This is a genomic window from Glaesserella sp. (genome assembly GCF_041814905.1).
Lineage (GTDB): Bacteria > Pseudomonadota > Gammaproteobacteria > Enterobacterales > Pasteurellaceae > Glaesserella.
In genome coordinates this window covers 1-25,471 of sequence record NZ_JBGXYA010000053.1, presented here as the reverse complement: position 1 = coordinate 25,471, position 25,471 = coordinate 1, and the positions used below count along the sequence as shown (strand labels likewise).

The 25,471-nt window shown below is 41.9% G+C and carries 30 protein-coding genes; 18 read left to right on the top strand and 12 right to left on the bottom strand.

Annotated elements, in window-relative coordinates; genetic code table 11:
- Positions 1-40: 40 nt before the first annotated feature.
- Positions 41-331, top strand: coding sequence for a TonB-dependent receptor (locus ACEYJ7_RS07995; protein WP_373778544.1), 291 nt, complete (start codon positions 41-43; stop codon positions 329-331).
- Positions 332-506: 175 nt separating this feature from the next.
- Here the strand turns inward: ACEYJ7_RS07995 and tldD are convergent, their stop codons facing one another.
- Complete coding sequence (gene tldD, locus ACEYJ7_RS07990) at positions 507-1,952, bottom strand: metalloprotease TldD (RefSeq protein WP_373778543.1); 1,446 nt, start codon at positions 1,950-1,952, stop codon at positions 507-509.
- Between the two features lie 141 nt (positions 1,953-2,093).
- On the opposite strand from tldD, the gene ACEYJ7_RS07985 reads away from it, so the two are divergent.
- Positions 2,094-2,912, top strand: coding sequence for an alpha/beta hydrolase (locus ACEYJ7_RS07985; protein ID WP_373778542.1), 819 nt, complete (start codon positions 2,094-2,096; stop codon positions 2,910-2,912).
- 104 nt (positions 2,913-3,016) lie between these two features.
- Here ACEYJ7_RS07985 and ACEYJ7_RS07980 read toward each other — a convergent pair whose 3' ends face one another.
- Together ACEYJ7_RS07980 and ACEYJ7_RS07975 are read right to left on the bottom strand one after the other, a co-directional pair.
- The gene (locus ACEYJ7_RS07980; protein WP_373778541.1) at positions 3,017-3,523 is read right to left on the bottom strand and encodes an N-acetyltransferase family protein; all 507 of its coding nucleotides are present in this window, start codon (positions 3,521-3,523) and stop codon (positions 3,017-3,019) included.
- A 39-nt stretch (positions 3,524-3,562) separates the two neighbouring features.
- On the bottom strand, positions 3,563-4,444 hold the full coding sequence (locus ACEYJ7_RS07975; protein ID WP_373778540.1) for a LysR substrate-binding domain-containing protein: 882 nt from the start codon (positions 4,442-4,444) through the stop codon (positions 3,563-3,565).
- A 286-nt stretch (positions 4,445-4,730) separates the two neighbouring features.
- Here ACEYJ7_RS07975 and ACEYJ7_RS07970 point away from each other — a divergent pair, with 286 nt between their 5' ends.
- A complete protein-coding gene (locus ACEYJ7_RS07970; RefSeq protein ID WP_373778539.1) occupies positions 4,731-5,279 on the top strand; it encodes a hypothetical protein in 549 nt (182 codons plus the stop codon).
- A gap of 92 nt (positions 5,280-5,371) precedes the next feature.
- Here ACEYJ7_RS07970 and ACEYJ7_RS07965 read toward each other — a convergent pair whose 3' ends face one another.
- Positions 5,372-6,259, bottom strand: a complete 888-nt coding sequence (locus ACEYJ7_RS07965; protein ID WP_373778538.1) for a LysR family transcriptional regulator — start codon at positions 6,257-6,259, stop codon at positions 5,372-5,374.
- A 108-nt stretch (positions 6,260-6,367) separates the two neighbouring features.
- On the opposite strand from ACEYJ7_RS07965, the gene ACEYJ7_RS07960 reads away from it, so the two are divergent.
- A complete protein-coding gene (locus tag ACEYJ7_RS07960) occupies positions 6,368-7,048 on the top strand; it encodes an NAD(P)-dependent oxidoreductase (RefSeq protein WP_373778537.1) in 681 nt (226 codons plus the stop codon).
- A 76-nt stretch (positions 7,049-7,124) separates the two neighbouring features.
- Here the strand turns inward: ACEYJ7_RS07960 and ACEYJ7_RS07955 are convergent, their stop codons facing one another.
- Together ACEYJ7_RS07955 and ACEYJ7_RS07950 are read right to left on the bottom strand one after the other, a co-directional pair.
- Positions 7,125-7,817 carry a cation diffusion facilitator family transporter gene (locus ACEYJ7_RS07955; protein WP_373778536.1) on the bottom strand — a complete coding sequence of 231 codons (693 nt, stop codon included), beginning with the start codon at positions 7,815-7,817 and terminating at the stop codon, positions 7,125-7,127.
- Between the two features lie 160 nt (positions 7,818-7,977).
- Positions 7,978-8,595, bottom strand: a complete 618-nt coding sequence (locus ACEYJ7_RS07950; protein ID WP_373778535.1) for an HAD family hydrolase — start codon at positions 8,593-8,595, stop codon at positions 7,978-7,980.
- A 276-nt stretch (positions 8,596-8,871) separates the two neighbouring features.
- On the opposite strand from ACEYJ7_RS07950, the gene ACEYJ7_RS07945 reads away from it, so the two are divergent.
- From ACEYJ7_RS07945 to ACEYJ7_RS07920, 6 genes are read left to right on the top strand one after another with little or no spacing between them, the layout of a single operon-like run.
- The gene (locus tag ACEYJ7_RS07945; RefSeq protein ID WP_373778534.1) at positions 8,872-10,296 is read left to right on the top strand and encodes a glycoside hydrolase family 32 protein; all 1,425 of its coding nucleotides are present in this window, start codon (positions 8,872-8,874) and stop codon (positions 10,294-10,296) included.
- A gap of 22 nt (positions 10,297-10,318) precedes the next feature.
- Positions 10,319-11,263 carry a LacI family DNA-binding transcriptional regulator gene (locus tag ACEYJ7_RS07940; RefSeq protein WP_373778533.1) on the top strand — a complete coding sequence of 315 codons (945 nt, stop codon included), beginning with the start codon at positions 10,319-10,321 and terminating at the stop codon, positions 11,261-11,263.
- A gap of 9 nt (positions 11,264-11,272) precedes the next feature.
- Positions 11,273-12,538, top strand: a complete 1,266-nt coding sequence (locus ACEYJ7_RS07935; protein WP_373778532.1) for a sugar ABC transporter substrate-binding protein — start codon at positions 11,273-11,275, stop codon at positions 12,536-12,538.
- 45 nt (positions 12,539-12,583) lie between these two features.
- A complete protein-coding gene (locus ACEYJ7_RS07930) occupies positions 12,584-13,459 on the top strand; it encodes a carbohydrate ABC transporter permease (RefSeq protein ID WP_373778531.1) in 876 nt (291 codons plus the stop codon).
- A 12-nt stretch (positions 13,460-13,471) separates the two neighbouring features.
- Positions 13,472-14,305: a carbohydrate ABC transporter permease gene (locus ACEYJ7_RS07925; RefSeq protein WP_373778530.1), complete on the top strand. Its 834-nt coding sequence runs from the start codon at positions 13,472-13,474 to the stop codon at positions 14,303-14,305.
- A 13-nt stretch (positions 14,306-14,318) separates the two neighbouring features.
- Positions 14,319-15,413 (top strand): ABC transporter ATP-binding protein, encoded by a 1,095-nt coding sequence (locus ACEYJ7_RS07920; protein ID WP_373778529.1) that lies wholly within the window; start codon positions 14,319-14,321, stop codon positions 15,411-15,413.
- A 57-nt stretch (positions 15,414-15,470) separates the two neighbouring features.
- Here the strand turns inward: ACEYJ7_RS07920 and rfaD are convergent, their stop codons facing one another.
- From rfaD to def, 3 genes are all read right to left on the bottom strand, one after another.
- Entirely contained in the window at positions 15,471-16,397 is a 927-nt protein-coding gene (rfaD, locus tag ACEYJ7_RS07915; protein ID WP_373778528.1) for an ADP-glyceromanno-heptose 6-epimerase, read from the bottom strand.
- An 85-nt stretch (positions 16,398-16,482) separates the two neighbouring features.
- The gene (locus ACEYJ7_RS07910; RefSeq protein ID WP_373778527.1) at positions 16,483-17,145 is read right to left on the bottom strand and encodes a glutathione S-transferase; all 663 of its coding nucleotides are present in this window, start codon (positions 17,143-17,145) and stop codon (positions 16,483-16,485) included.
- Positions 17,146-17,241: 96 nt separating this feature from the next.
- Positions 17,242-17,754 (bottom strand): peptide deformylase, encoded by a 513-nt coding sequence (gene def, locus ACEYJ7_RS07905; protein WP_373778526.1) that lies wholly within the window; start codon positions 17,752-17,754, stop codon positions 17,242-17,244.
- Between the two features lie 96 nt (positions 17,755-17,850).
- Between def and dprA the strand changes: the two genes are divergently transcribed.
- Entirely contained in the window at positions 17,851-18,981 is a 1,131-nt protein-coding gene (gene dprA, locus ACEYJ7_RS07900) for a DNA-processing protein DprA (protein ID WP_373778588.1), read from the top strand.
- Here the strand turns inward: dprA and ACEYJ7_RS07895 are convergent.
- From ACEYJ7_RS07895 to ACEYJ7_RS07885, 3 genes are all read right to left on the bottom strand, one after another.
- Positions 18,978-19,409 (bottom strand): PACE efflux transporter, encoded by a 432-nt coding sequence (locus tag ACEYJ7_RS07895; RefSeq protein WP_373778525.1) that lies wholly within the window; start codon positions 19,407-19,409, stop codon positions 18,978-18,980. The two genes, dprA and ACEYJ7_RS07895, sit on opposite strands and share 4 nt — an antisense overlap.
- Positions 19,410-19,491: 82 nt before the next feature.
- Positions 19,492-20,886, bottom strand: coding sequence for a class II fumarate hydratase (gene fumC, locus ACEYJ7_RS07890; protein ID WP_373778524.1), 1,395 nt, complete (start codon positions 20,884-20,886; stop codon positions 19,492-19,494).
- A 146-nt stretch (positions 20,887-21,032) separates the two neighbouring features.
- Complete coding sequence (locus ACEYJ7_RS07885; protein ID WP_373778523.1) at positions 21,033-21,674, bottom strand: TfoX/Sxy family DNA transformation protein; 642 nt, start codon at positions 21,672-21,674, stop codon at positions 21,033-21,035.
- Between the two features lie 500 nt (positions 21,675-22,174).
- Here ACEYJ7_RS07885 and rpsJ point away from each other — a divergent pair, with 500 nt between their 5' ends.
- The 7 genes from rpsJ to rplV all read left to right on the top strand — a co-directional run.
- Positions 22,175-22,486: a 30S ribosomal protein S10 gene (rpsJ, locus tag ACEYJ7_RS07880; protein WP_001181005.1), complete on the top strand. Its 312-nt coding sequence runs from the start codon at positions 22,175-22,177 to the stop codon at positions 22,484-22,486.
- A 16-nt stretch (positions 22,487-22,502) separates the two neighbouring features.
- Positions 22,503-23,129, top strand: coding sequence for a 50S ribosomal protein L3 (gene rplC / locus ACEYJ7_RS07875; RefSeq protein ID WP_010786462.1), 627 nt, complete (start codon positions 22,503-22,505; stop codon positions 23,127-23,129).
- Between the two features lie 15 nt (positions 23,130-23,144).
- Positions 23,145-23,747, top strand: a complete 603-nt coding sequence (gene rplD, locus ACEYJ7_RS07870) for a 50S ribosomal protein L4 (protein WP_373767389.1) — start codon at positions 23,145-23,147, stop codon at positions 23,745-23,747.
- The gene (gene rplW / locus ACEYJ7_RS07865) at positions 23,744-24,049 is read left to right on the top strand and encodes a 50S ribosomal protein L23 (protein WP_005599290.1); all 306 of its coding nucleotides are present in this window, start codon (positions 23,744-23,746) and stop codon (positions 24,047-24,049) included. The genes rplD and rplW overlap by 4 nt, the downstream gene beginning before the upstream one ends.
- A gap of 20 nt (positions 24,050-24,069) precedes the next feature.
- The gene (gene rplB, locus ACEYJ7_RS07860) at positions 24,070-24,891 is read left to right on the top strand and encodes a 50S ribosomal protein L2 (protein ID WP_373778522.1); all 822 of its coding nucleotides are present in this window, start codon (positions 24,070-24,072) and stop codon (positions 24,889-24,891) included.
- A 28-nt stretch (positions 24,892-24,919) separates the two neighbouring features.
- Positions 24,920-25,195, top strand: coding sequence for a 30S ribosomal protein S19 (rpsS, locus tag ACEYJ7_RS07855; protein WP_005539416.1), 276 nt, complete (start codon positions 24,920-24,922; stop codon positions 25,193-25,195).
- Positions 25,196-25,205: 10 nt separating this feature from the next.
- Positions 25,206-25,471, top strand: a 266-nt coding sequence (gene rplV, locus ACEYJ7_RS07850; RefSeq protein WP_373778521.1) for a 50S ribosomal protein L22, incomplete at its 3' end; no start/stop codon positions are given.

Here is a 25,471-nt window from a genome sequence, read left to right as displayed (position 1 = left end):
CAGGTTTATTTATTCATTGATTTATTAGGAGATTCAAATAATGAAAAAATTATTATTAGCCGTATCTGTGTCCTCTTTATTCGCAACTTCTGCAATGGCCGCTGATTTACATAAAAATTGTACTGACTACTTCGCATATCTTGAATCATCAAGCGATCTTACCGCAGATGCTAAAAAACAACTTATCGACACAGTAAAACCGCAATTTAGCGCACTACCGGCTGATACTCAAGCAGAAGCTTGTAAACAAGCATTAAATGATGCTAAATCTAGCGATAAAGATGATGAAAAAGCAGAAGCAGAAGCAGAAGAAGACGCAGAAAGCAAATAACCATCTAATCAAATTATTTTCAAAATAATTTTAACGTTTCAATATTATTTACAAGCGGTAAGATTCCGATAAAAATTTACTAAAATCGGGCTTGCCGTTTTTATTTTTCTTAAATATTTCTATGTGATTTCGTTATTCTCTGCTAGCTTACGTGAAAGCAGAGAATATATAGAAACTAGCCTCGTCCTCCAACGGTAATCTTATCCAATTTCACTGTTGGTTGCCCGACGCCGACGGGTACACTTTGCCCTTCTTTGCCACAAGTTCCGATGCCCGGATCCAGCTCCATTTTTTTGCCTACCATTGAAACTTGTTGCATCGCTTCTATACCGCTACCAATCAAGGTCGCTCCTGTTACCGGCTTGGTGATTTTACCTTTCTCGATTAAATAGGCTTCTGCGGTAGAAAATACAAACTTACCGGAGGTAATATCAACCTGACCGCCACTGAAATGCGGGGCGTATAAACCATATTTAACCGATTCAATCATCTCATCAAATTCATGCTCGCCTTCCGTTAAGTAAGTGTTAGTCATACGCGGCATCGGCAAATGCGCATAAGATTCGCGGCGACCGTTCCCAGTCGGTGCAACCCCCATTAAACGAGCATTGAGTTTATCTTGAATGTAGCCTTTCAAAATCCCTTTTTCGATCAATATATTACGTTGCGACGGCACACCTTCATCATCCACAGTAATAGAACCGCGGACATCGGCAACCGTACCGTCATCAATAATGGTACAAAGCGGTGACGTCACCAGCTCACCGATTCGTCCGGTAAAAAGAGATGATTCTTTGCGATTAAAATCACCTTCCAAACCGTGTCCGACCGCTTCATGCAGTAAGATCCCCGGCCATCCTGCACCCAATACAATCGGCATTGCTCCGGCGGGTGCGGCAATCGCGCCTAAATTTACAATCGCTTGACGAACCGCTTCTTTTGCCAAATAAACGGCACGGCTATCGCCCGTATGGTTCGGCTCAAAGAACCATTGTAAGCCAAAACGCCCGCCGGCACCGGCACTGCCTCGTTCACGCTTTCCGTTCTGTTCTACCAACACGGATATTGACAACCGTACCAGCGGACGAATATCTGCCGCCAGAGTACCGTCCGTGGCGGAAACTAACATCTCTTCATATACCGCCGACAAATTCGCATTCACTTGAATTACACGCGGATCTTCCGCTCTCGCGACTTTATCGACCAAATGGAGCAATTCCACTTTCTGCTCACGGCTTAACATGTCGAGCGGATTAATGGAGGCATAACGCTTGATCGCGCGGGTTGCTTTAAAAGGCTTTATCGGCAGTAGGCCGTTTTCCTGTACAATACTGCGAGCCGCCATGGCACACTGCTCAAGCTGAGTCAGCGAAATCTGATCTGCATAGGCAAACCCTGTTTTTTCGCCCGATACCGCACGCACACCGACACCGCGATCAATATAAAAACCGCCTTCTTTGATAATACTGTCTTCCAACGACCAACTTTCGTCTTGGCTAAATTGAAAATAGAGATCCGCATAATCGATTTGGCGAGCGGAGAAATGATCTAACACACGACTTAGATCGGCTAATTGCAACCCGCTTGCACCAAGCAGGCTGTCTGAAACTTTATTTAACATTTATTTATCTCTAACAATGGCAGGAACAAAAACCGCCTACGATGACAAGCGGTAAGATTTTAAGCTAAATTTGCAAATTGACGAAATAAAATTCGCCCTGTTTATGCTATCCTTACGCGCTTTTTATACAAAGGAATCGCAATGCACAATTATTATTACTTGAGAATGGAAGAACATTTCCTTTACGTACCCTATTTTGATCATCATCGCCGTATTCGCGTGTTATTACCCAAAGATTACTATCACGAAACTTGGGCGAACTATCCTGTTGTTTATATGCATGACGGACAAAACGTCTTTTACAGCAAAGAATCTTATTCAGGGCATTCGTGGAAAATTATTCCAACCATCAAAAATCATCAGGAATTGCCGAAAGTGATCGTCGTCGGAATCGACAACGCAGGCATTCAACGATTGGATGAATATGGTCCGTGGCAAACGAATACCGGTTCAACTCCGGATGTGGAAAATGCCGGCGGAAAGGGCATGGATTACGGTCGCTGGGTGGTAGAAACGGTGAAACCGTTTATCGACCACCACTACCGCACCAAGCCGCAGCGCGAACATACGTTACTTGCGGGCAGCTCGATGGGCGGCATTATCACCGCTTATATGGGCGCAGCTTACCCTGAAGTGTTCGGGCATTTGGGCGTGTTTTCATTAGCCTCGTGGTTTAACGAAAGTGACTTTTTGCATTTTATGCACCATCACCCGCTCCACCGTGACAGTAAAGTGTTCATTCAAGTCGGCACCAACGAAGGCGACGATATTGATTCGATGTTCATCTCCAATATGAACCAAGCTTATATCGACTGTACTTTGCGCTACTATCAATCACTCATACGTACAGGGCATCCGTTGGATCATATCCGCTTGAAAATTATGGCAAATGAAATCCATCATGAAATGCATTGGGCGGATCACTTTGTCGAATTTTTACGCTTTACCTTAATGCGTTAAAGTTTTGTCAGAATGTAGGGGCGAGCGCCCGTTCGCTTTCAAACAAGCGATCGGTTTCAGCGGATAATTTGCAAAATTTCCGATGAAATCGACCGCTTGTTGGCTTAGGCTTCACTCAGTTTCTTACCTAAAATCACCACATCCGCTAAATAACCGCCTAAATCGCAGACTTCAGGCAAGGTTCCCCAATGGCGGAAGCCCAGTTTTCCGAACAACTTGATGCTGGGTTCGTTATGGGCAAAAATCAGCGCGATGACATTTTGAATTCCCAAAGAAGGCGCTTTTTCCAACATATAACTCACGAGGACATTTCCTATACCCATTCCACGATAACCGTTTTTGATATAAACGCTGATTTCGGCTGAAATCCGATAAGCATCTCGACTGTAATAGTCGCTGAAACTTCCCCAAGCAATCACTTCATTTTGGCTGTTTTTCAACACATAAATCGGGCGGTTCTCTTTATGCGCATCAAACCACGCCTGACGTGATTCCACGGTTACCGGCGCTAAATCGGCGGTAATCCGACGGCTGGCAACAGTGCTGTTGTAGATGGCAACGATTTCGGCTAAATCGTCTTGAACTGCCGGTTGAAGATAAAAATCGGACATAATGCACTCTCAGAATTTTGGCAAAAAAGTACAAAAATCTTACCGCTTATTCGCCAACTGTTCCAATTTTTCTTTCAAAAATGCGATAAAAACTTGGATTTTTGCCGGGAGCAATTTGGTCGGCGTAATAGCATAAACGGAAATCGCTTTACTTTGCCATTCCGGCAGAATGCGTTTCAACATCTCTTTGCCGGTCAGTTTCGCCGCCAAATCCGGTAATAATGCTAAGCCCAGTCCTTCACTGGCTAAACGTTGGGTCACCGTTAAACTGTTGGAACCTAAATGCCCATGTACAGGGATAATTTTCTCTTGCTCCTGGTTAATTAAATGCCATTCATGTTGCCGGCACGGTAAACAGCGGTGTTTTTTCAACTCGTTGATATTTTTGGGCGAGCCGAATTGTTGGAGATAATCGTCTGAGGCATAAATTCCGCCTTGGATATTTGCCAACGGGCAGACGGATAAATCCGAGCTTGCAGGTTTATCCAAGTCAATGGCTAAATCGAAAGAGTGATGGTAGAGATCGGTACTGCGCCATGCGATATCTAAATCGAGTTCAATTTTAGGATATTTATCGCAGAATTCACGTAGCACAGGCGCTACAAACAGGTTTGCCAAATCCGCCGGTAAGGTGACTTTTAACAAGCCCGTAGGCTCTTGATAGACATCGTTTAACTGTTGATGAATAAGCTTTGCCTCATCCACAATACGAACCGCACGCTCGTAATAACGCGCGCCGGCTTCCGTTAAATCGATTTTACGCGTAGTTCGGTTAAGTAAACGTAAACCAAGCAGTTTTTCTAACTTACTGATACGAACCGATAACGTAGATTTCGGTATGTCCAAAAATGCAGAAGCACGCGTGAAACTCTGTGCTTTTACGACCTCAACAAATAATGCCATATCATCTAGCAATTTCATTAGTTTTCCTTATTTTTCATTCCCTTGAAATAACATCATATTAACAGTGAATGCTGTTTTTTGTTACATAAAAGATTTATATGAACACTTTTCGTTCACTTTTTAACAAGCTTAACGTGAAATTTATCATTAATAAAGGGCGCGCTCATCCAACCTCACAAATAGTCAACTATTATGGTTCGGTTAAGTTTTTCTTAAGATCTATAAGATGTAATACCTTCAACGAAAAGGACACTTTTCGTTATTCAACAAAATCATTTTGATGAAACAACTAAGAAGGAAAACAATGATGGAAAAACAACAAATCATGCAAAATATCGAAGCCCGAGTGGAAGAACTCACGCAAACGGCACAGCTGAAGACCCAACAACTGAAAGCGGAGTTCACTCAAAAAATAGCGGAAGCGCAGCTGTTCTCCGCTCAACTGAATAATGCGAAGGCGACAATAGACAACCGACTCAACAACCATCAAACATTGTTGGACAGCCTCGATCAACCGATCGATTTACGTCATGAAGTGGCGGACTTTGAGCAAATGATCGAACAAGACGGTGAAGATATTGAAAAACGCAGTGAAACGTTCCAACACAGGCTGCAGGAAACTGTCAATGTACAGTTAAATGCATTAAAAACGAAAGTGCTGACGGCGCAGCAAGAAACGCAAGACGCATTACTGGAAGCCAAAACGATGCTGACAGGCAAAAGCTGCAAAACGGCAAAATACCGCCAAAAATGGGTTGATGCGTTCAATGCAAAATTCGGCGATAAATTACAAAAAGCGAAGTTAATACTGGCAAATCAATTGGAAAATTGCGCAGTGAAACTCAAAACTTAATCGAAAAAATCTCGTCGATAATTACGATCAAGCGGTCGGTTTTGGTGGGAATTTTGCAAATTTTTCGCTCAAACCGACCGCTTGTATCGTGTTTACAACGTCTGTTTTTCCGCCAAAAAATCCAACAGCAGCTGTACTTTTTTCGGCTTGTGTTGCATCGGCGGATAATAAATATAGCTTTCAGGAAACGTGAGCCAATGTTGCGCTAAAACAGGAACGAAACCTTGTTTCGGTACGAGCGGCTCAAAGATTCTACCAATCCCCATGCCTTGTGAAACGGCATCAATGAGCATTGACGTATCATTAAAAATCAAGGTGTTATCAAAAGGAATGAGCTGATTTTCGCCGTTGACCCTTAAAAATAGCGGCTCGATTTTACCGCTACTGATAAAACGCAAACTAATCAGCCGATGTTGTGCCAATTCCTTAATCGAGTGCGGAATACCATGCTGTTCGGCATATTGTTGCGACACATATAAGCCTTGCCGCATCGGTGGATAAATCCGCTTCGCCACGACGTTTTCACTTAAACTATGTCCCAAACGCACACCGAGATCAAAGTTTTCCGCAAGCAGATCAACCTTTGCATTGTTAATGGAAAACTCCAACACAATTTCAGGATAACGGCGACAAAATTCTGCATAAACCGGTTTGAAAATCAGATCAAAGTGGACTTGAGACAGCGTAATTCGCACCGTCCCGTTCGGCTCGTGATACTGTTCGTCCAGCGTTTGCCAAATCTGTTTCAGCTGTTCCATCGGCAATTGGGTCTCTTGCCATAATTTCAAACCGGTTTCGGTTAATTGTATCCGACGCGTACTACGCAAAAACAGCGGTACCCCGATCTTTTTCTCCAAATTTTTTAATGATTTACTCACGGAAGGCACGGCAATATTAAGCTTTTTCGCCGCGCCGCTAATCGAATTTTCCTGCGCGATACTATGGAAAATCAGCAGCTGTCCAAAGTCCGATGAATTCATAATTTGAGATTGTTTCCTTTTAGCTAATAATGATTTAGTTGATTGTGCACTAATTTTTCATTAAAAATCCAGTTATACTTTCCGCATCTTCAACAAACAGAGAATGAAATGATGACAACCCTCAACCAAACACAAAAAATCGCAGTAATCGGTGCAACAGGTTATGTTGGTCAAGCCGTGGTCGCAGAATTAGCCAATCGCGGGCATCAAGTCACCGCTTTTGCACGTAACATCGATAAAGTCGTTAAATCAGACAAGGTGCAAGCGGTCTCTTTTGACGTAAATTCTACAAATTTTGCCGAACAATTAACCGGCTTTGATGCGGTTATCAGCGCATTTAATGCCGGCTGGACAAATCCAAACCTTGCTCAAGATAACAAAACCGGTTTAGCCAATATCGTCGAGGCGGCAAAAACCGCGAAGGTACCTTATTTGTTAGTCGTCGGCGGAGCAGGGAGTTTATATGTCGCGGAAGGCGTACAGTTAATCGACACTCCGAATTTCCCGTCGGAGATTTTTGACGGAGCAAATGCAGTACGTAACTTATTAGCGGACTTAAAAGCACGTAATGATGTGAATTGGTCGTTTATTTCGCCTCCGGCATTATTGGGTGCGGATGCAGGTTATAGCGAACAGCGTACAGGGAAATATCGTTTAGGTAACAACTACTTACTGATGAACGGTGATATTCCGGCGGGCATTAGCGTTACGGATTTAGCCATTGCGATTGTCGATGATGCAGAGAAGAAAGCACATTTACATCAACATTTTACTGTTGCGGCGGAATAAGACGGATATCCTCCGACACCTCTGTGGATAGTTAAAAAACGACCGTTTATACGGTCGTTTTATGATGTTCGTCCGCTCAATGATTATGCACTGTCGAGTTCAATTGATCACTATTATTACGTAATGCCACAACCGCTTGCTTGACGATGGATAAGCCGCTACGTAATACCAACAAACTTAACATCACGCTTGCCACGATATCTATCCATTGCCAGTCGAATAACAACACGCCGAAACCGGCAATAATCGCTACCACGGAACCGAATAAATCAGCCATCACGTGAAGATATGCTGCTTTGATATTGAGGTTATCCTGATCACTTTTAAGCATAATCCGCGCGACTAATATATTCACCAATAAGCCGATAGTTGCCACGATAATCATTGGCACCGCGACGATTTCCGAAGGTTCCCGCCAACGTTCAAAAGCCTCAATTACAATCATTCCCGCCACAATCACAAGCGAGGCGCCGTTAAGTAATGCAAATCGCTTTTGTGCTTTACTGCTGAGAAACAATGCAACTAATGCAAGAAGGAGCGATAAGCTGTCATTTGCCATATGACCCGCATCCGCCATTAACGTTAAGCTGTTAAACAAGTATCCGCCAATAAACTCTATCACCATATAACTGCTGATAATCGCAAGACTAATACCCAAAATTGTTTTATTTTTCGGCATGTGCGAATGGCTATGCTCCGTATGGGAGTGTTCTGAATGAGTATGCTCCTGTTCGCTTACCTGCTTGGCTTTCACTTCTTGAATCTCCATAAATCTCCTTATTCGACGCAAAATGAATCTTATCGACGATTGTGAATTGATGGTGGACACTATAAACCCTGTAGTAATTACAGGCTCAAGCATTTTTGCAAAAAACGGACCGCTTGTTAATACCGATTACCTAAGAAATCCCAATATTTCCCCGATTTGATCACCGCACACCTAATGCCGCCAGATCCTTTTCCAACTGACGCGCACCGGTAAAGTGCAGCCCGTGAATGCCCATGTTAATAGCGGCTTCAACATTACGCAGGCTGTCGTCTACAAATACGGTGCGTTGCGGATTAAGATTGTAGCGTTCGATTAGCAGGGTGAAAATGCGAGGGTCGGGCTTCATCAAATTTTCGTTACCGGAAACCAAAATACCTTCAAATAAGTGTAAGAACGGAAATTTTTCCTCCGCAAAATGAAAGGTTTCACCAGACCAATTAGTCAACGCCAATAGGCGGATACCGTGTTGATGTAAGTCTTCCAGCACTTTGACGGTTTCTTCAATCGCACCGTTGAGCATTTCCTGCCAACGCTCGTAATACGCCCGAATTGGCGTTTCATAATCGGGATGTTGTGCGCAAAGCAAAGCGATACCTTCTGCCCACGGTCGACCGCGATCTTGATGTTCGTTCCATTCCTGCGTACAGATATGGGTTAGAAAATATTCCATTTCCGCTTCGTCAGTAAAAATTTTGCGGTATAAGTGGCGCGGATTCCAATCTACCAACACACCGCCTAAATCAAACACCACTGTCTCTATATTCTGTTCGTTGCTCATATAAACACCTTTTGAACGTGAAGGCTTGCACAATTCTCACTATTTTACGCCGATTTTCCGAACGAATACTCAAAAATTGCAAAATTTGAGTAAAAACAGACCGCTTGTATCTCCATGTTATGTAACAATGAAACAAATTTTGATTGTTACATCACATTTTCACCACAAATTACTCGATTTGGAGCAAATTCCTTCAGGAATCTCTCTTCACCTATAGCCACCTATTTTCTTTTTGCCATGATATTTTCCATTCAGGATGATTGAAGAGGCAATGATATGAGTAATTTTCCTTACGTAGAACAATACCGTCCGACACTCCATTTTTCACCGCTGTTCGGCTGGATGAACGATCCAAATGGATTGGTTTACAGTAACGGGGTTTGGCATTTGTTTTATCAGCATTATCCGATGGATACGGTGTGGGGACCAATGCATTGGGGGCATGCGGTTTCTACCGATTTGGTAACGTGGCAACATCTCCCGATTGCCCTTGCGCCTGATGTACTCGGTTATATCTTTTCAGGCAGTGCGGTAATTGATCAACAGAATACAAGCGGTCTGTTTAAAGAGAAATCTTGCAATAATTTAGTGGCGTTTTACACCGCAAGCCTGAATTTGCCGCAACATAAAATGATAGATATCCAAAGCCAATGCGTAGCCTATAGCACGGATGGCGGTATGCATTGGCAGAAATATCACGGTAATCCGGTTGTCAGCAATCCGTTTATCGGTTGTTTTCGTGATCCGAAAGTAATTTGGCACGAAGCGAGCCAACATTGGATTATGGTGGTGACTTGTGGTCAATCTATCGGTTTTTATCGTTCCAAAAATTTAATTGATTGGCAGAAAACCAGCGAATTCGGGCAACAGGACGGCTTCCATAGTCAAGGTCCGTGGGAATGCCCTGATTTATTTGAAATGCCGTTAACAAACGGTAAAACCAAATGGGTACTAATTGTCGGCATTGGTAGTGGGTGCTTTGAAGATAGCTCCGGTACGCAATATTTTGTCGGTGATTTTGACGGTGAAACCTTCCGTAACAATGCTCCAGCCTCTGAAGTAAAATGGTTGGATATCGGTCGCGATTATTACGCTACTCAAACGTGGTTTAATGCACCTAATCAACGCCATGTCGGCATTTCTTGGTTCAGTAATTGGCAATATGCACGTAATACCGACACCGAATGTTTCCGAAGTTCAATGACTGCTGTGAAAGAATTTCGCCTTGTACAGAACGAAAACGGAGACCACCTACATCAAACTTTCGCTTCTGAGATGTTACAAGGCGTCCTCCTCCAAAAAACGGATTCTGTCTTAAACGGGTTACACGCTCATGTATTTTACTTAAAAGGATTCGTAAATTTTGCCGAGAAACAGACCGCTTGTATTACGCTGTTTGACGGTGAATTGTCGATCTGTTTGCATAAAACCGATGACGCGGTGATCTTCGAACTATTCCGTTGCTATCAAGGTAAAGATGATGTGATGCGACAAAAATTCCCGCACCATTATCAAGTCAACCAAGCTTTCAGTGGTAAATGTTTTGATTTTGAATTGTTAGTGGATCACGGATTAACGGAATTCCATTTTGGCAACGGGAAAGTCAGTATCAGCCAATTAGCATTCCCTGCGCAAACAAAAACCACGCCGCAATTGAGCGGTGATTGGCAAACATTGGAATTCGCTATTATTGAAGAGTAGAAAATATTATTGAGGCACAGTTATGGCAACGGTAAGAGAGGTAGCAGCTTTTGCAGGCGTCTCGATTGCAACGGTTTCCCGGGCATTAAATTCACCTGAGACGTTATCTCCGGAAAGCTTGCGTAATGTGATGCAAGCCATTAACGCATTAGATTATCAGGTAAAAATCAAACCGAAAAAAATGACTAACTTATTCGGCGTCATTTTTCCGAATATTTCTAATCCTTTTTTTGCAGATTTACTGGAAGTGTTGGAACAAGAATCTTACTTGCATGGACGCTGTATTCTGTTTTTTAACAGCAAAAATAATGCCAGACAAGAGTTGATCGCCTTGCACGAATGTGAGGCTCATGAAGTTGACGGTGTTTTTTTAGTGCCTGTAGGAGATATGTCCGAAGGTTATCAAGATCGCTTAAATCAATTCAAATATCAAACGGTTATCTTAACCCGCAGCGCCACCAAATTGCCATCCGTGTCAACCGATCACCAAAACGGTGGCAGACAAATTGCTGCGCATTTGCTTTCAGCAGGACATTCGGTAATCGGTTATATCGGTATTATGGATCCCTTTGATGATAAATATCACGGTTTCGCCCAATATTTGTCGGAACAAGGTTACCTGCTTAAAACGGAACATTGTTTAAACACGCATGAAAAAACGTCGTTAGCCGATTTTTTGAAAAGTGCGATATTTCAATATAAGGTAACGGCTTTTGGCTGTAGTAATGATGTATTGATTCAGCAAGTATTGGAAACTTGCCAAGCCTTTGAGCAGCCACTGCCTGAAATTTCGATTGTCGGTTTTGACAATACGATCATTTCCCGCTTAATGAAATTTAGCACGATTTCTCAACCTATGAGAGAAATTGCACATACCGGTTTTGAGCTGATGATTGAGGCTTTGAAAAACGCCAAGTCTGACGCTTTCCAACCTCAGCTGTTACTTCCTAAATTAATCATTCGTTAAGGAGTTTATATGAAAAAGTCTAACAAACTTGCGCTATTTACCGCTTTATCCTTATCAAACGTTGCTTTTGCCGACCAAATCACGGCATGGGTGATTGACGCCAAAATCGAAGCGCCGTTTTTCCAGCAACTCGAACAGAAGTTTAACGAAAAATATAAAGCTGAAAATATCAGTGTACAGCTCAAAGCCATTCCAAGCCTCAACGATGCCGTTCAAGCTGCGTGGATGGCAAAAGATATGCCGGATATATTATTTGTAGATGGTCCGAATATGGCGAACTATACGTGGTCAGGCATGTTAAAACCAATCGATGAAATGCTGGATAAAGAGATACTGGAACAAACTATTCCGGGGTTGATATCCCAAGGGACCTATCCGCCGGATAACAAACTTTATATGTTAGGCATGGGGGATTCCTCGGTTTTATTATGGGGTAATAAAAAATACTTGGAGGCGGCGGGAATCAGTCTTCCAACTTCCGTTGAGGATGCATGGACTTATGAACAATTCAGTGATGTGCTGGAAAAATTATCAAAAGTAGACGGTGTGAAATGGCCATTGGACTTCAACGTCGGCATGGCTGGTGAATGGATGACTTACGGCTATTTTCCTTTGGTGGTATCGAACGGCGGTAATATCTTAAATGCCGAAACCAAACGTGCTGAGGGATCTATCAACTCCAATGCAACCATTGATGCCGCAGAAAAAATGCAAACTTGGGTGAAAAAAGGATATACCGTACCAAAAACTGCCGGAGCAAACCGTTTCTTTAGTGATAAAACTGCCGCTCTAGCTTGGATTGGTAACTGGATGTGGCCGACATTCAATGAATCTTTAGGGGAGGATTTAGTGTTGATTCCAACACCAAAACTAGGTGCAAAAGCATTTTCACCAAATGGCGGCTGGGGTTGGGCGGTATCCAGCACGTCAAAAAAAGATAATGAAGTAGCTAAATTCCTGAACTTTGCATTATCCAAAGATCAAGTAAAAGAATGGGCGAAATACACCGGCTACATTCCGGGGCGTAAAGATGCCATTGCCGAAACCCCTTTATTTGCTAAAGGTGGTAAGTTGAATATGCTGGCTCAACAGGCAGAGCAGATTGCATTAGTTCGCCCGATTCACCCTGCTTATCCGGTATTAACCAAAGAATTCGGTAAAGCAATGGAAAATATTTTGAACGGAGCATCACCGAAGACAGAATTACAAAAAGCGGCGAAAAATATCGATCGTGATATTGAAGATAACGACGGCTACCCTCCGTTTGATAAATAGCCATCGGGTGGGCTTTGCCCACCTGTTTAGCATTTGAGGTGAAATATGCAAAAAGTCAAAAAATATCTGCCGGAGATGGGAATGTTGCTTCCTGCATTTCTATTTCTCACGGTCTTCATTTTTATTCCGTTTTTACTATCCGTTTATTTTTCCTTTACCAATGAACGGTTAATTCCACGTCCGATTCCGACCAAATTTGTCGGACTGGATAATTACGAGCGTATTCTAACCGATCCAGAATTTTGGCAAGCGGTCAAAAACACGGTCTATTTTGCAATTTGGGTAATTCCGTTGCAATTAAGTGTGTCATTGGGTTCAGCCATGTTATTAAACAGCAAAATAAAAGGCTTGGCAGTATTTCGCTCTATTGCATTATTACCTTTATTAATGCCGATGACCGTCATCACCGCAATTTGGTCAGCGCTATTTATTTATCCCGATGGTTTGCTTAACGGTGCATTACAAACCGTTATTCCGTTTATCGATCCGATAGATTGGCTTGGAGACAAAGGCAAAGCAATGTTTTCGATAGTGTTGTTATCGATGTGGGCAACCTTCCCATTCCAAATGTTGATTTACTTAGCTGGTTTGCAGGAAATTCCGATGGATCGCTATGAAGCAGCCTCCATCGACGGCTTCAATGCATGGCATAAATTTCGTTATATCACCTTACCGGGGTTACGCAACACCAATATTTTTGTGATCATCATTACTACTATTGGTGCATTAAGTCTGTTTACACAAGTCAATATTTTGACCGGCGGCGGACCGGAAGGTGCAACCCTGACGATTATTCAATATATGTTTGACAACGGTTATTCATCCCAGCGAATCGGTTTTGCATCTGCAGTATCGGTCATTTTCTTTATCTCCGTTGCAACCCTTGGCATAGTGCAACGCTTATTGATGAAAAATGAATAACAGGAGCGCAGGATGAGAATTTCAACATATCTCAATTACGTTTTCGCCATTATTTTATCACTTTATGTACTGATTCCATTAATGATGGCAATCACCTTAAGTCTTAACCCTGACAATACTGAAATTCAGCAAATTATGGGGACGTGGCGTGCTTTTATCCCAACCCGCTTTTCACTGGATAACTTCCATGAAATTTGGAACAACCCACAACATCCGTTCTTCAAATACTTATGGAATACAGTGGTGATAACCCTTTCTACCTTATTTATCTCGATTGTAATCAGCTCAATGGCAGCATTTGCATTAGCGTGGGGGGAAAGTCGAATCCGTCGGTATTTATTGTTATTAGTTATCGGCGTATTAGCAATCCCGGGGGAATCTTTGGTCATCCCTCAGCTGCTTATGGTCAGCCGTGCTGGTATTATCGATACTTATTTGGTGCAAATTCTGCCTGTGGCAGTCAATGCGTTCTATATATTCCTGTTTTATCAATTTTTTAGCCGAATTCCAAAAGATTTAATTGATGCAGCGAAAGTGGACGGATTCAACCTATTCCAAATTTATCGTCATATCGGTATGCCGTCGTCCAAACCGGTTACCGTTACTGTTGCAATTCTTCATTTCCTTGCAATTTGGAACGCCTATCTTTGGCCGATTATGGTTACACGCGGACCTGAAGTTCGACCGCTTTCTGTCGCAATGGCAAGTTTCTTTGGTTCAAACCAAACCTTTATGGGGAATGTCATGGCATTTGCCGTTTGTATGATTGTACCGGTGATTCTATTTTTCTTAATGGTACAAAAACAATTCGTCACAAGTATTACCGGCGCATCAGTAAAAGGATAATCAGGAGTTTAATATGGCAAATTTAAAACTAAGTAACGTGAATAAAATATTCGGCAAAGTACAGACTATTTTTGATGTTGATTTAGAGATTCAAGACGGTGAATTTGTGGTATTTGTCGGACCATCAGGCTGCGGAAAATCCACTTTACTGCGTTTAATCGCAGGGTTGGAAACAATTTCCAGCGGGGAAATCCGTATTGGTGATAAAGTGGTAAATAAACTCGACCCATCACAACGCGGTATTGCAATGGTATTTCAGTCTTACGCGCTTTATCCGCATATGAATGTATTGGAAAATATGAGTATCGGACTAAAAGTTTCCGGAATGGACAAAGAAACGGCTAACCAAAAAGCTCGTGATGCTGCGAAAACTTTACAATTGGAACATCTGCTAAATCGCAAGCCCTCGCAACTCTCCGGCGGACAACGTCAGCGTGTCGCAATCGGTCGTGCGATTGTACGCAATCCTGATGTGTTTTTATTTGATGAACCGCTTTCCAACCTAGATGCTGAATTACGGGTGCAGATGCGCTTGGAAATTGCAAACTTACATGAATCCCTTAGAAGCACCATGATTTATGTCACCCACGACCAAACGGAAGCAATGACGTTAGCGGATAAAATCGTGGTATTACGCTCGGGTAAAATAGAGCAAGTCGGCTCACCGATGGAGCTATATCATCACCCAGTGAATCAATTTGTGGCGGGGTTTATCGGTTCGCCGAAAATGAATTTTGTGCCGGTTACTTTGGTTGCTCAACAAGGTCGAGAAGTCACTTTAAGCGGTTTAGAAAATGAACCGATTACACTCACTTTAAAAGACGATCAAAAGCTGGTTGATCTGCCGATGTCCCTTGGTATTCGTCCGGAACATATCCATTTAGGCAATGAACGTGATATTACTATTAATATGACCGTCGATGCCGTCGAACAGCTCGGCAATACTAGCTATATTCATGCTAAACAAGGCGAGTCCAAACCGCTTGTGGTGGAAGTCAGTGGCGAGCATCACCTTCACCGCCACGATACAGTTCAATTTTCCTTCGATATTGAACGCTGCTATTTATTTGACCACACGGGGCTAACAATTCCATTGGCAAGGAGCTAACAATACAAGCGGTTGACATTATCTATCATCACACGAGTAAACCAACCGCTTGTCTTATTATCGATTCAACCACGCCATATATGCCTTTGTTCCTTCCGCGACGGTTTTGAACGGTTTGTCGTAGCCGGCAGCCCGCAGTTTGGTTAGGTCTGCTTGAGTAAAAGCTTGATAGCGGGATTTTAAATGCTCAGGGAACGGAATCGTTTCGATTTCGCCTTTTTTATGGAAATCCAGTACCGCCTCGGCAACGGCTTTGAAGGATTCCGCATTGCCCGTGCCTAAGTTAAAAATACCTGAAATTTTATTTTGCCATGCCCAAATGTTGACTTGAGCGACATCTTCAACATACACGAAATCACGCAGGAAGTTTTCAGAGCCGGCGAACAGTTTCGGGTTTTCGCCTTTCAGAATTTGATTGTTTAAATGGAACGCCACGCTCGCCATTGAGCCTTTATGTTGCTCGCGCGGACCGTAGACGTTGAAATATTTGAAACCGCAAACCGGTGAGTAAGCACTCGGTAGAATACGGCGGACATATTCGTCAAACAGAAATTTTGAGTAACCGTAAACATTTAACGGACTTTCAAATTGACGTTCTTCAATAAAATTGTTTGTTCGTCCGCCGTAAGTCGCAGCACTTGAGGCATAGAAGAACGGAATATTACGGTCTAAACAATAATGCAGTAATTCTTTAGAATACTCGTAGTTATTCTGCATCATATATTTACCGTCCCATTCAGTGGTGGCTGAACACGCCCCTTCATGGAACACCGCATCGACATAACCAAAATCATCTCCGGCAATAACGGAAGCAATGAAATCTTCTTTGTCGAGGTAATCGGAAATATCCAAATCGACCAAGTTGATGAATTTTTCCCCGTTTTTGAGATTGTCCACGACTAAAATGTCTTTTTTGCCAATTGCGTTGAGCGCTTTGACAATATTACTGCCGATAAAACCGGCGCCGCCTGTTACGATAATCATAAAAATGTTCCTTTCAATTTAACTAAAGGGAAAGCGATGGGTTTGCGTTGCATTTTGCAAAAAATACGGCAAAAACGACCGCTTGTTAAAGTTCAAATTTACCCAATTTTTGCTCGGTCAGCTGAAAATGGGGTTCTTGTTCCAAACGTTCTACATACGCGCGGATATTCGGCAAATCAAGCGGTGAGTTGCGTGCAATGGCTTGCAGAGGGAAGCTCATCATAATATCCGCGCCGCTGAGCTGTTCGCCAAGTAACCATGTTTTATTGGCTAAAGATTGTTCCACATATTTCAGATGTGTGCGTAATTGCGGAATAATCAAATTGGTCATGACCGTTGCTGTCAATTTATGCACGATAGGGCGGGCAATAAACGACATTTTGCGTGCGTTAATCCGTTTAAAAATGACAGACATAATCAACCACGGCATCAGAGAACCTTCGGCATAATGAATCCAGAACAGGTAATTCGGGTATTCCGTACTTTCTACGTGCGGTCTGAAACGGTGTTGTGAATCGTAGTGTGTCAGTAAATACTCAACAATGGCTCCACTTTCGGTTAACACTAATTCTCCGTCTTTCAAAATCGGCGATTTACCTAAAGGGTGAATTTCACTTAACGCTTTAGGAGCAAGAAAAGTTTGGTTATCTCGTTCAAATAACTCAAGTTTGTACTCTAATTCCAGTAATTCTAACAACCAAGCGATGCGATAGGCTCGTGACTGTTTGAGTGCATAGAGGGTAATCATTTTCTCTCCTTAAATAATGTGTTCGCTTCGCTTACCTTTTGAGAGTCGGTTTATCTTTTTGCAAAAAATCGGCGCAAACCGACCGCTTGTAACAACCTATTTCGCTCGTTTCAGCTGTTTTTTCAGTTTTAACATTTTTTCGCGAATGCGTTGGCGTTTCAGTTGTGAAATGTGATCAACAAACAACACGCCGTTTAGGTGGTCGATTTCGTGCTGAATACAGATAGACAATAAGCCGTCCGCTTCGAAAGTGAACGCTTCACCTTGGCGATTTAATGCTTTGACCGTGACTTTTTCTTTACGGGGCACTAGGGCGCGGCAACCGGGAATAGACAAACAGCCTTCTTCAATTCCGGCTTCACCGCTGCTTTCGATAATTTCAGGGTTAATCAACACGATTTGGTTGGTTTTATCGCCTTCAATGTCGATGGTCACCACACGCTTTAGCACATTCACTTGCGGTGCCGCTAAGCCGATACCTTCGTGATCATACATGGTATCAAACATATCGTCGATAAACGCGCGTAATTCATCATCTATTTTTTCTACGGGTTGGCAAACCTTTGCCAAATTATCTTCCGGGTAAATTAAAACCTCTAATACAGCCATTTTTTGTGATCTCTGTCGAAAACTTTAAAAGAAATAATTGGCTATTTTAGTCTTTTTCTTACTATTAGGGAAATGAAGAATCGGGAACAGGGGGCGATGTTGAGGTTTGAATTATTGAAATTATTACAGGTGCCGCAATTCGGTGCTCAGCGGATAGGAAAATTACTTGAAAACGTCGATTTTGCCGAATTTTGCCGATACGATAAAAGCCAATTACGCCAAATCGGCTGGAATGAACGGCAAATTCAGCGTTGGTTTAATCCGGATATGCGTTGGATAGAAACCGCATTAAATTGGGCGGAGAAGCCGAACAATCAAATTTTGACACTGTTTGATGCAGCATATCCGTTTTTATTAAAACAGATCAACAGTGCGCCGCCGCTGCTGTTTATTAAAGGCGAAAGCAGTGCGTTATCGGCTTCACAGATTGCGATGGTCGGTAGTCGGGATTACTCCAATTACGGTAAATATTGGGCGGAACATTTTAGCGAGGCGCTAGTAGAAAACGGTTTGGCAATTACAAGCGGTTTGGCGATAGGGATTGATGGCTTTTGCCACCAAAAAGCGCTTGAACGCGGAGGCGTTACGTTGGCAGTATTAGGTAGCGGTTTAGAGCATATTTACCCGGCTCGGCATCAAAAATTGGCGGAGGCGATCATTGAAAGCGGTGGTACGTTGATTTCCGAATTTTCACCCAATCAGCCACCGTTGGCGGAAAATTTCCCTCGTCGTAATCGGATTATCAGCGGGCTTTCTCTCGGTACATTGGTGGTGGAAGCAACTCTCAACAGTGGCTCGCTGATCACTGCCCGTTATGCGTTGGAGCAGGGCAGGGAAGTGTTTGCATTGCCGAATGCGCTGCAAAGCCCTTATAGTCAAGGTTGTCATAAGCTGATTAAAGAAGGAGCATTACTGGTGGAGTCTGTTGAAGATATTTTGGACGCTATTGTATTTCAACATCAACCGATGTCACTGGCACAGAGGACGTTGGTTCCGCCGTCGGTGCCGTTACAAGCGGTCGTTTTTCCGCAAAAATTTGCAAAAAATCTGCCCGAACTGACCGCTTGTCAGCAAGCGCTGTTTGCACAGATCAACCTTGAGCCAATCAGCATTGACGATTTGGCAAAAGCCACTGATTTAGCGGTGGAAACAGTGTTGATTGAGTTACTGAATTTGGAATTGTTAGGCGTGGTGAAACAGGTGAGTGGGGGATATGTGATTCATTAGCCGCGAAAGTATTCTTTTTGATAAGCAAAATATTTTGCCCTTGTAATATCATAAATCCAATTAAAAACGAGTGTGTAAAGCATAATAATCAATGTCAAGCCGACATCAGCAAGAAAAGCAAGCCATAAACTGAGATCCAGTAAGTAGGCAACCACAGGAATAGTAAATAACAATAATCCGCCTTCAAAACTTATTGTGTGGAAAACACGAAGAGAGAAACTTCTTTCTTCTCGCTTCCCCGTAAAAAATTGGTCAAATACTAGATTAAAAACTAAATTCCATAACATGGTGATAATAGATATAGAAACGCCTGTCTCTATGGCGGATGTTGTATCAAAACTTCCGGTAAGTCGTATTGCAATAGCGCTGATTGTCATCGCTCCTATTTCAAAGAGTATAGAATGAAAAACGCGTTCCCCAAATTTCATACTTCGTCTAAATGGTATTTACTCATAGATGTAAAAATGGCACGTTAAAGCGTGCCATTTATTTACGCTGAATATCGTGAAGTTATTTCAAACTTCCCACCATATCTTCAGGGCGAACCCACTCATCAAATTGTTCAGCTGTCACTAAACCTAAGTTGATTGCTTCTTCTTTGAGTGTTGTGCCATTTTTGTGAGCAGTTTTTGCAATTTTCGCTGCATTTTCATACCCAATATGCGTATTTAACGCCGTAACAAGCATGAGAGATTGATCTAATTGTTGTTTAATGCGTGGATAATTCGGTTCAATACCGATTGCACAGTGTTCATCGAATGATACGCATGCATCACCTAATAATTGTGCAGATTGTAAGAAGTTGTACGCCATTACTGGTTTATACACGTTTAATTGGAAGTGACCTTGTGTACCAGCAAATGAAATTGTTACATCGTTACCTAACACTTGTGCACAAACCATTGTCATCGCTTCACATTGGGTTGGGTTTACTTTACCTGGCATAATTGATGAACCTGGTTCATTTTCAGGGATTAAGATTTCTCCGATACCTGAACGTGGACCAGAAGCCAATAAACGCACATCGTTAGCGATTTTGTAAAGTGAAACCGCTAGCTGTTTCAATGCACCGTGAGTTTCTACGATCGCATCGTGTGTTGCGAGGGCTTCAAATTTGTTTTGTGCGGTAACAAACGGTAAAGCGGTGAATTTCGCAATGTAGTCTGCGACTTTCACATCGTAGCCTTTCGGTGTATTTAAACCTGTACCAACCGCTGTACCGCCTAACGCTAATTCCGCTAAGTGCGGTAACGTATTTTCTAACGCTTTAATACCGAAAGCTAATTGTGCAGCATAAGCAGAGAATTCTTGACCTAATGTTAATGGGGTTGCGTCCATTAAGTGAGTACGACCGATTTTAACCACATCTTGGAATGCTGCTGCTTTGTCCGCTAAGGTTTTTTGTAAGCGTTTTACACAAGGAAGGGTATGTTCAACCACTTTTTTGTATGCCGCAATGTGCATCGCTGTTGGGTAAGTATCGTTTGAAGATTGTGATTTGTTCACATCATCATTTGGGTGAATAATCGATTTCTCGCCAAGTTTACCACCGTTTAAAACGTGCGCACGGTTTGAAACCACTTCATTCACGTTCATATTGGATTGTGTACCTGAACCTGTTTGCCAAATCACAAGCGGGAATTGATCATCTAATTTATTTGCTAAAATTTCATCGCAAGCTTGTGCGATTAAATCCCGTTTTTCAGCAGAAAGTACGCCTAAATCGTGGTTTGCGTAAGCGGCTGCTTTTTTCAAATAACCGAACGCTTCAATGATTTCTTTCGGCATTGACGCTTCTGGTCCAATTTTGAAGTTATTGCGTGAACGCTCAGTTTGTGCAGCCCAATATTTGTCTGCTGGTACTTGCACTTCGCCCATCGTGTCTTTTTCGATACGGAATTCCATTGTTGTTTTCTCCTAACTATATGACAGAATTGGTTAAACAGAGAAAAATATTAGCATTCAGAGGATAAGAAAGGAATGGAAAAAGCAGTATCCTTCCTTACTTTTTCCTGGTTTTGTGATATGGATCATAAATTTATGTAAAAGACTCAGTTTACTTCAAAACGCTTTCTTAATCCGGCTTCGTATAACGCATTGTTGACCTCTTTAAGTAGTAACTGCTTTTCCTCAGAACTAAGCGTATAAACATATTGATTATTAATTGCTCCATACAATTTAAATAACATAATATGACTAACATCTATCCCTTTTTTTATTAAATCAATGAAAATATTTATTTCTCCTCGTTCAATAAGATCCTCAATCGAATAAATCCCTAATTTTTTTAATGTTCTTTCTAAGTTTATGTTCATGTTAGGTAGAGAGCGGATTAATGACTTCCTTATTTTATTCTTTTTATATTTTTGATTAGTAGTTTCTTGAATTGTACTTATTATCCAATGTGAATACAGATGTAAATTATTGAGCATTTCCTCTGGTAGGAGATAAAAATTTTTAGCATGAATGCCCATTTTAGGGTCGTGTAATCGTTTGATTTCACTATAAGAAAGTAACTCAGACATAAAGGTGTGAGAAATTCTCAGATAGAGGCAGTTTTCCTTATATAAGGCAAATAAGATATTGTCCTTAAATATACCATAATAAGAAAAAGTGGTTTTGGCTTTCGTTTCTCCAATTATAGGAAAAAATAAAGATCTAATTTCTTTTGTTTGAGTATCAATGTAACTCATAGCATTTCTCCTCTTATTTAATTTTTTATACAATCAAATTTTGTAAGGAAAGGAAACTTTCCAAAAGTAATAATTACCTTGCTAAAAAAATGATTGCAATCCGTAATATTGTTTATTTTTGTGATGTTTGTCGAAAAAATAGAAAAAACTTGCAAATTTGGTTAATTTTTAGTCGATAAAATTGGATTTAAATCAATAAGTACTAAGAAAATTTTGCCGGACTAGTTGGGGTAGTCCAGAAAATAACGCCAAAATTAGCTTGCGTCGATGAATATTTTTATGTAGAATCCGCGCACTTTACTGAACGTGCAAATTGATTTGTTGTTTTGTATTGTCGCTTGGTGTAATCATTTACTGGGCGGTATCACCAATAAGGTGATACGTAAAATGTTTCCGATTTGGGAACTACATAAAAGGTATGACTGTGCCCCCTTAACTTAAATTTGTTAAGCGGTGGTTCGGTTTTTTTATTAGCTAAAATTTAATGGAGCTCTGGTCTAATGCAGAACCAAAGAATCCGTATCCGCTTAAAAGCTTTTGATCATCGTTTGATCGATCAATCTACTGCGGAGATCGTAGAAACAGCTAAACGTACTGGTGCACAAGTTCGTGGTCCGATTCCTTTACCAACCCGTAAAGAACGTTTCACCGTGTTGATTTCTCCACACGTTAATAAAGACGCGCGTGACCAATACGAAATTCGTACACACAAACGTTTAGTAGATATCGTAGAGCCAACAGAAAAAACTGTTGATGCATTAATGCGTTTAGATTTGGCTGCCGGCGTTGACGTGCAGATCAGCCTAGGTTAATTAAGAGGTTATTACAATGATTGGTTTAGTCGGTCGTAAAGTTGGTATGACCCGTATCTTCAATGAAGATGGCGTGTCAATTCCAGTTACCGTTATCGAAATCGAAGCCAACCGTGTGACTCAAGTTAAAACTCTTGAAAACGATGGCTATACTGCAGTTCAAGTTACTACTGGCTCTAAAAAAGCAAGTCGTGTAACTAAGCCTGAAGCAGGTCATTTCGTTAAAGCAGGTGTTGAAGCTGGTCGCGGTTTATGGGAATTTCGTACTGAAGGTGAAGAATTCACTTTAGGTCAAGAAATCAACGTAGACATCTTCACAGATGTTAAAAAAGTCGATGTTACTGGTACATCAAAAGGTAAAGGTTTCCAAGGTGGTGTTAAACGTTGGAACTTCCGTACTCAAGATGCTACTCACGGTAACTCTTTATCACACCGTGTACTTGGTTCTATTGGTCAAAACCAAACTCCAGGTCGTGTGTTTAAAGGTAAAAAAATGGCTGGACACTTAGGTGCTGAGCGTGTAACCGTTCAATCACTTGAAGTTGTTCGTGTAGATGCTGAGCGTAAATTATTATTAGTTAAAGGTTCTGTACCTGGTGCAACTAATAGTGATGTTATTGTTAAACCAGCAGTTAAAGCATAAGTCTAGGAGATAGAGATGGAATTACAAGTTGTAGGTGCTAACGCACTAGCTGTTTCTGAAACTACCTTCGGACGTGAGTTTAACGAAGCGTTAATCCACCAAGTAGTTGTTGCATATGCAGCAGGTGCTCGTCAAGGTACGCGCGCGCAAAAAACTCGTGCTGAAGTGTCTGGTTCAGGCAAAAAACCTTGGCGTCAAAAAGGTACAGGTCGCGCTCGTTCAGGTGATATCAAATCACCAATCTGGCGTTCAGGTGGTGTAACTTTCGCAGCAAAACCACAAGATCACAGCCAAAAAGTGAACAAGAAAATGTACCGTGGTGCAATCAAAAGCATTCTTTCTGAATTAGTTCGCCAAGACCGTTTAGTGGTTGTTGAGAAATTCGAAATTGATTCACCAAAAACTAAAGTTTTAGTACAAAAATTAAAAGATATGGCGTTAACTGACGCTCTTATCATCACTGCAAGCTTAGATGAAAACCTATTCTTAGCAGCACGTAACTTATACAAAGTTGATGTACGTGATGTACAAGGTATCGATCCAGTAAGCTTAATCGCTTTTGATAAAGTGGTTATCACTGTTGATGCAGTAAAACAAATTGAGGAGATGTTAGCATGATTCAACAAGAACGTTTGCTAAAAGTGCTTAAAGCACCACATATCTCTGAGAAAGCGACAAATAACGCAGAAAAAGGCAACACAATCGTATTCAAAGTCGCATTAGACGCTAATAAAGTGGAAATTGCGAATGCGGTTGAGCAACTTTTCGAAGTTAAAGTAGATTCTGTTCGTACAGTGGTTGTTAAAGGTAAAACTAAACGTCACGGTGCTAAATCAGGTCGTCGTAGTGACTGGAAAAAAGCTTATGTAACTCTTCAAGAAGGTCAATCACTTGACTTCGTTGAAGGTGCGGCAGAGTAATTTCGGAGGAATAGAAAACTATGGCTATCGTTAAATGTAAGCCGACCTCCGCTGGTCGTCGTCATGTAGTTAAAATTGTTAACACTGAGCTTCATAAAGGTAAACCTTTTGCAGCACTTTTAGATACTAAATCTAAAACTGGTGGTCGTAACAACTTAGGTCGTATCACTACTCGTCACATCGGTGGCGGACACAAACAACACTACCGTTTAATTGACTTCAAACGTAACAAATTAGACATTCCGGCAGTTGTTGAGCGTTTAGAATACGATCCAAACCGTTCTGCGAATATCGCATTAGTACTTTATAAAGATGGTGAACGCCGTTACATCTTAGCACCAAAAGGCTTAGCTGCAGGTGATACGATCCAAGCGGGTGCTTCAGCGCCAATTAAAGTCGGTAACTCATTACCAATGCGTAATATCCCAGTAGGTTCTACTGTTCATAACGTAGAATTAAAACCAGGTAAAGGCGGTCAAATCGCTCGTTCTGCTGGTGCATATGTGCAAATTATCGCACGTGAAGGTAATTATGTAACTTTACGTCTTCGTTCAGGCGAGATGCGTAAAGTATTAGCTGAGTGTTCTGCAACCATCGGTGAAGTAGGTAACTCAGAGCATATGCTTCGCGTACTTGGTAAAGCAGGTGCAAACCGTTGGAGAGGTATTCGTCCAACCGTTCGTGGTACTGCAATGAACCCGGTAGACCACCCACACGGTGGTGGTGAAGGTCGTAACTTCGGTAAACACCCTGTTACACCTTGGGGCGTTCAAACCAAAGGTAAGAAAACTCGTCACAACAAACGTACTGATAAATTCATCGTACGTCGTCGTGGCAAATAATTTTTTAATTAATTAAAGAGGATAAGCCATGCCACGTTCTCTCAAGAAGGGTCCTTTCCTTGACCTACACTTGTTGAAGAAGGTAGAGAAGGCGGTGGAAAGCGGGGATAAAAAACCAATCAAAACTTGGTCCCGTCGTTCAATGATCATTCCATCAATGATCGGATTGACCATCGCAGTCCATAATGGTCGTCAGCATGTTCCAGTTTATGTTTCTGATGAAATGATCGGTCATAAATTAGGTGAATTTGCACCGACTCGTACATACCGCGGTCACGCCGCAGATAAGAAAGCTAAGAAATAAGAGGTAAAAGATGGAAACTATTGCAAAACATCGTTACGCTCGTACTTCTGCACAAAAAGCTCGCTTAGTTGCTGATTTAATCCGTGGTAAGAAAGTTGCGCAAGCACTAGAAATCTTAACTTTCACCAACAAAAAAGCAGCGGCTTTAGTGAAGAAAGTTTTAGAGTCAGCTATCGCAAACGCAGAGCACAATGACGGTGCAGATGTCGATGATCTTAAAGTTGCGAAGATTTTCGTTGATGAAGGTCCAAGCATGAAACGTGTTATGCCACGTGC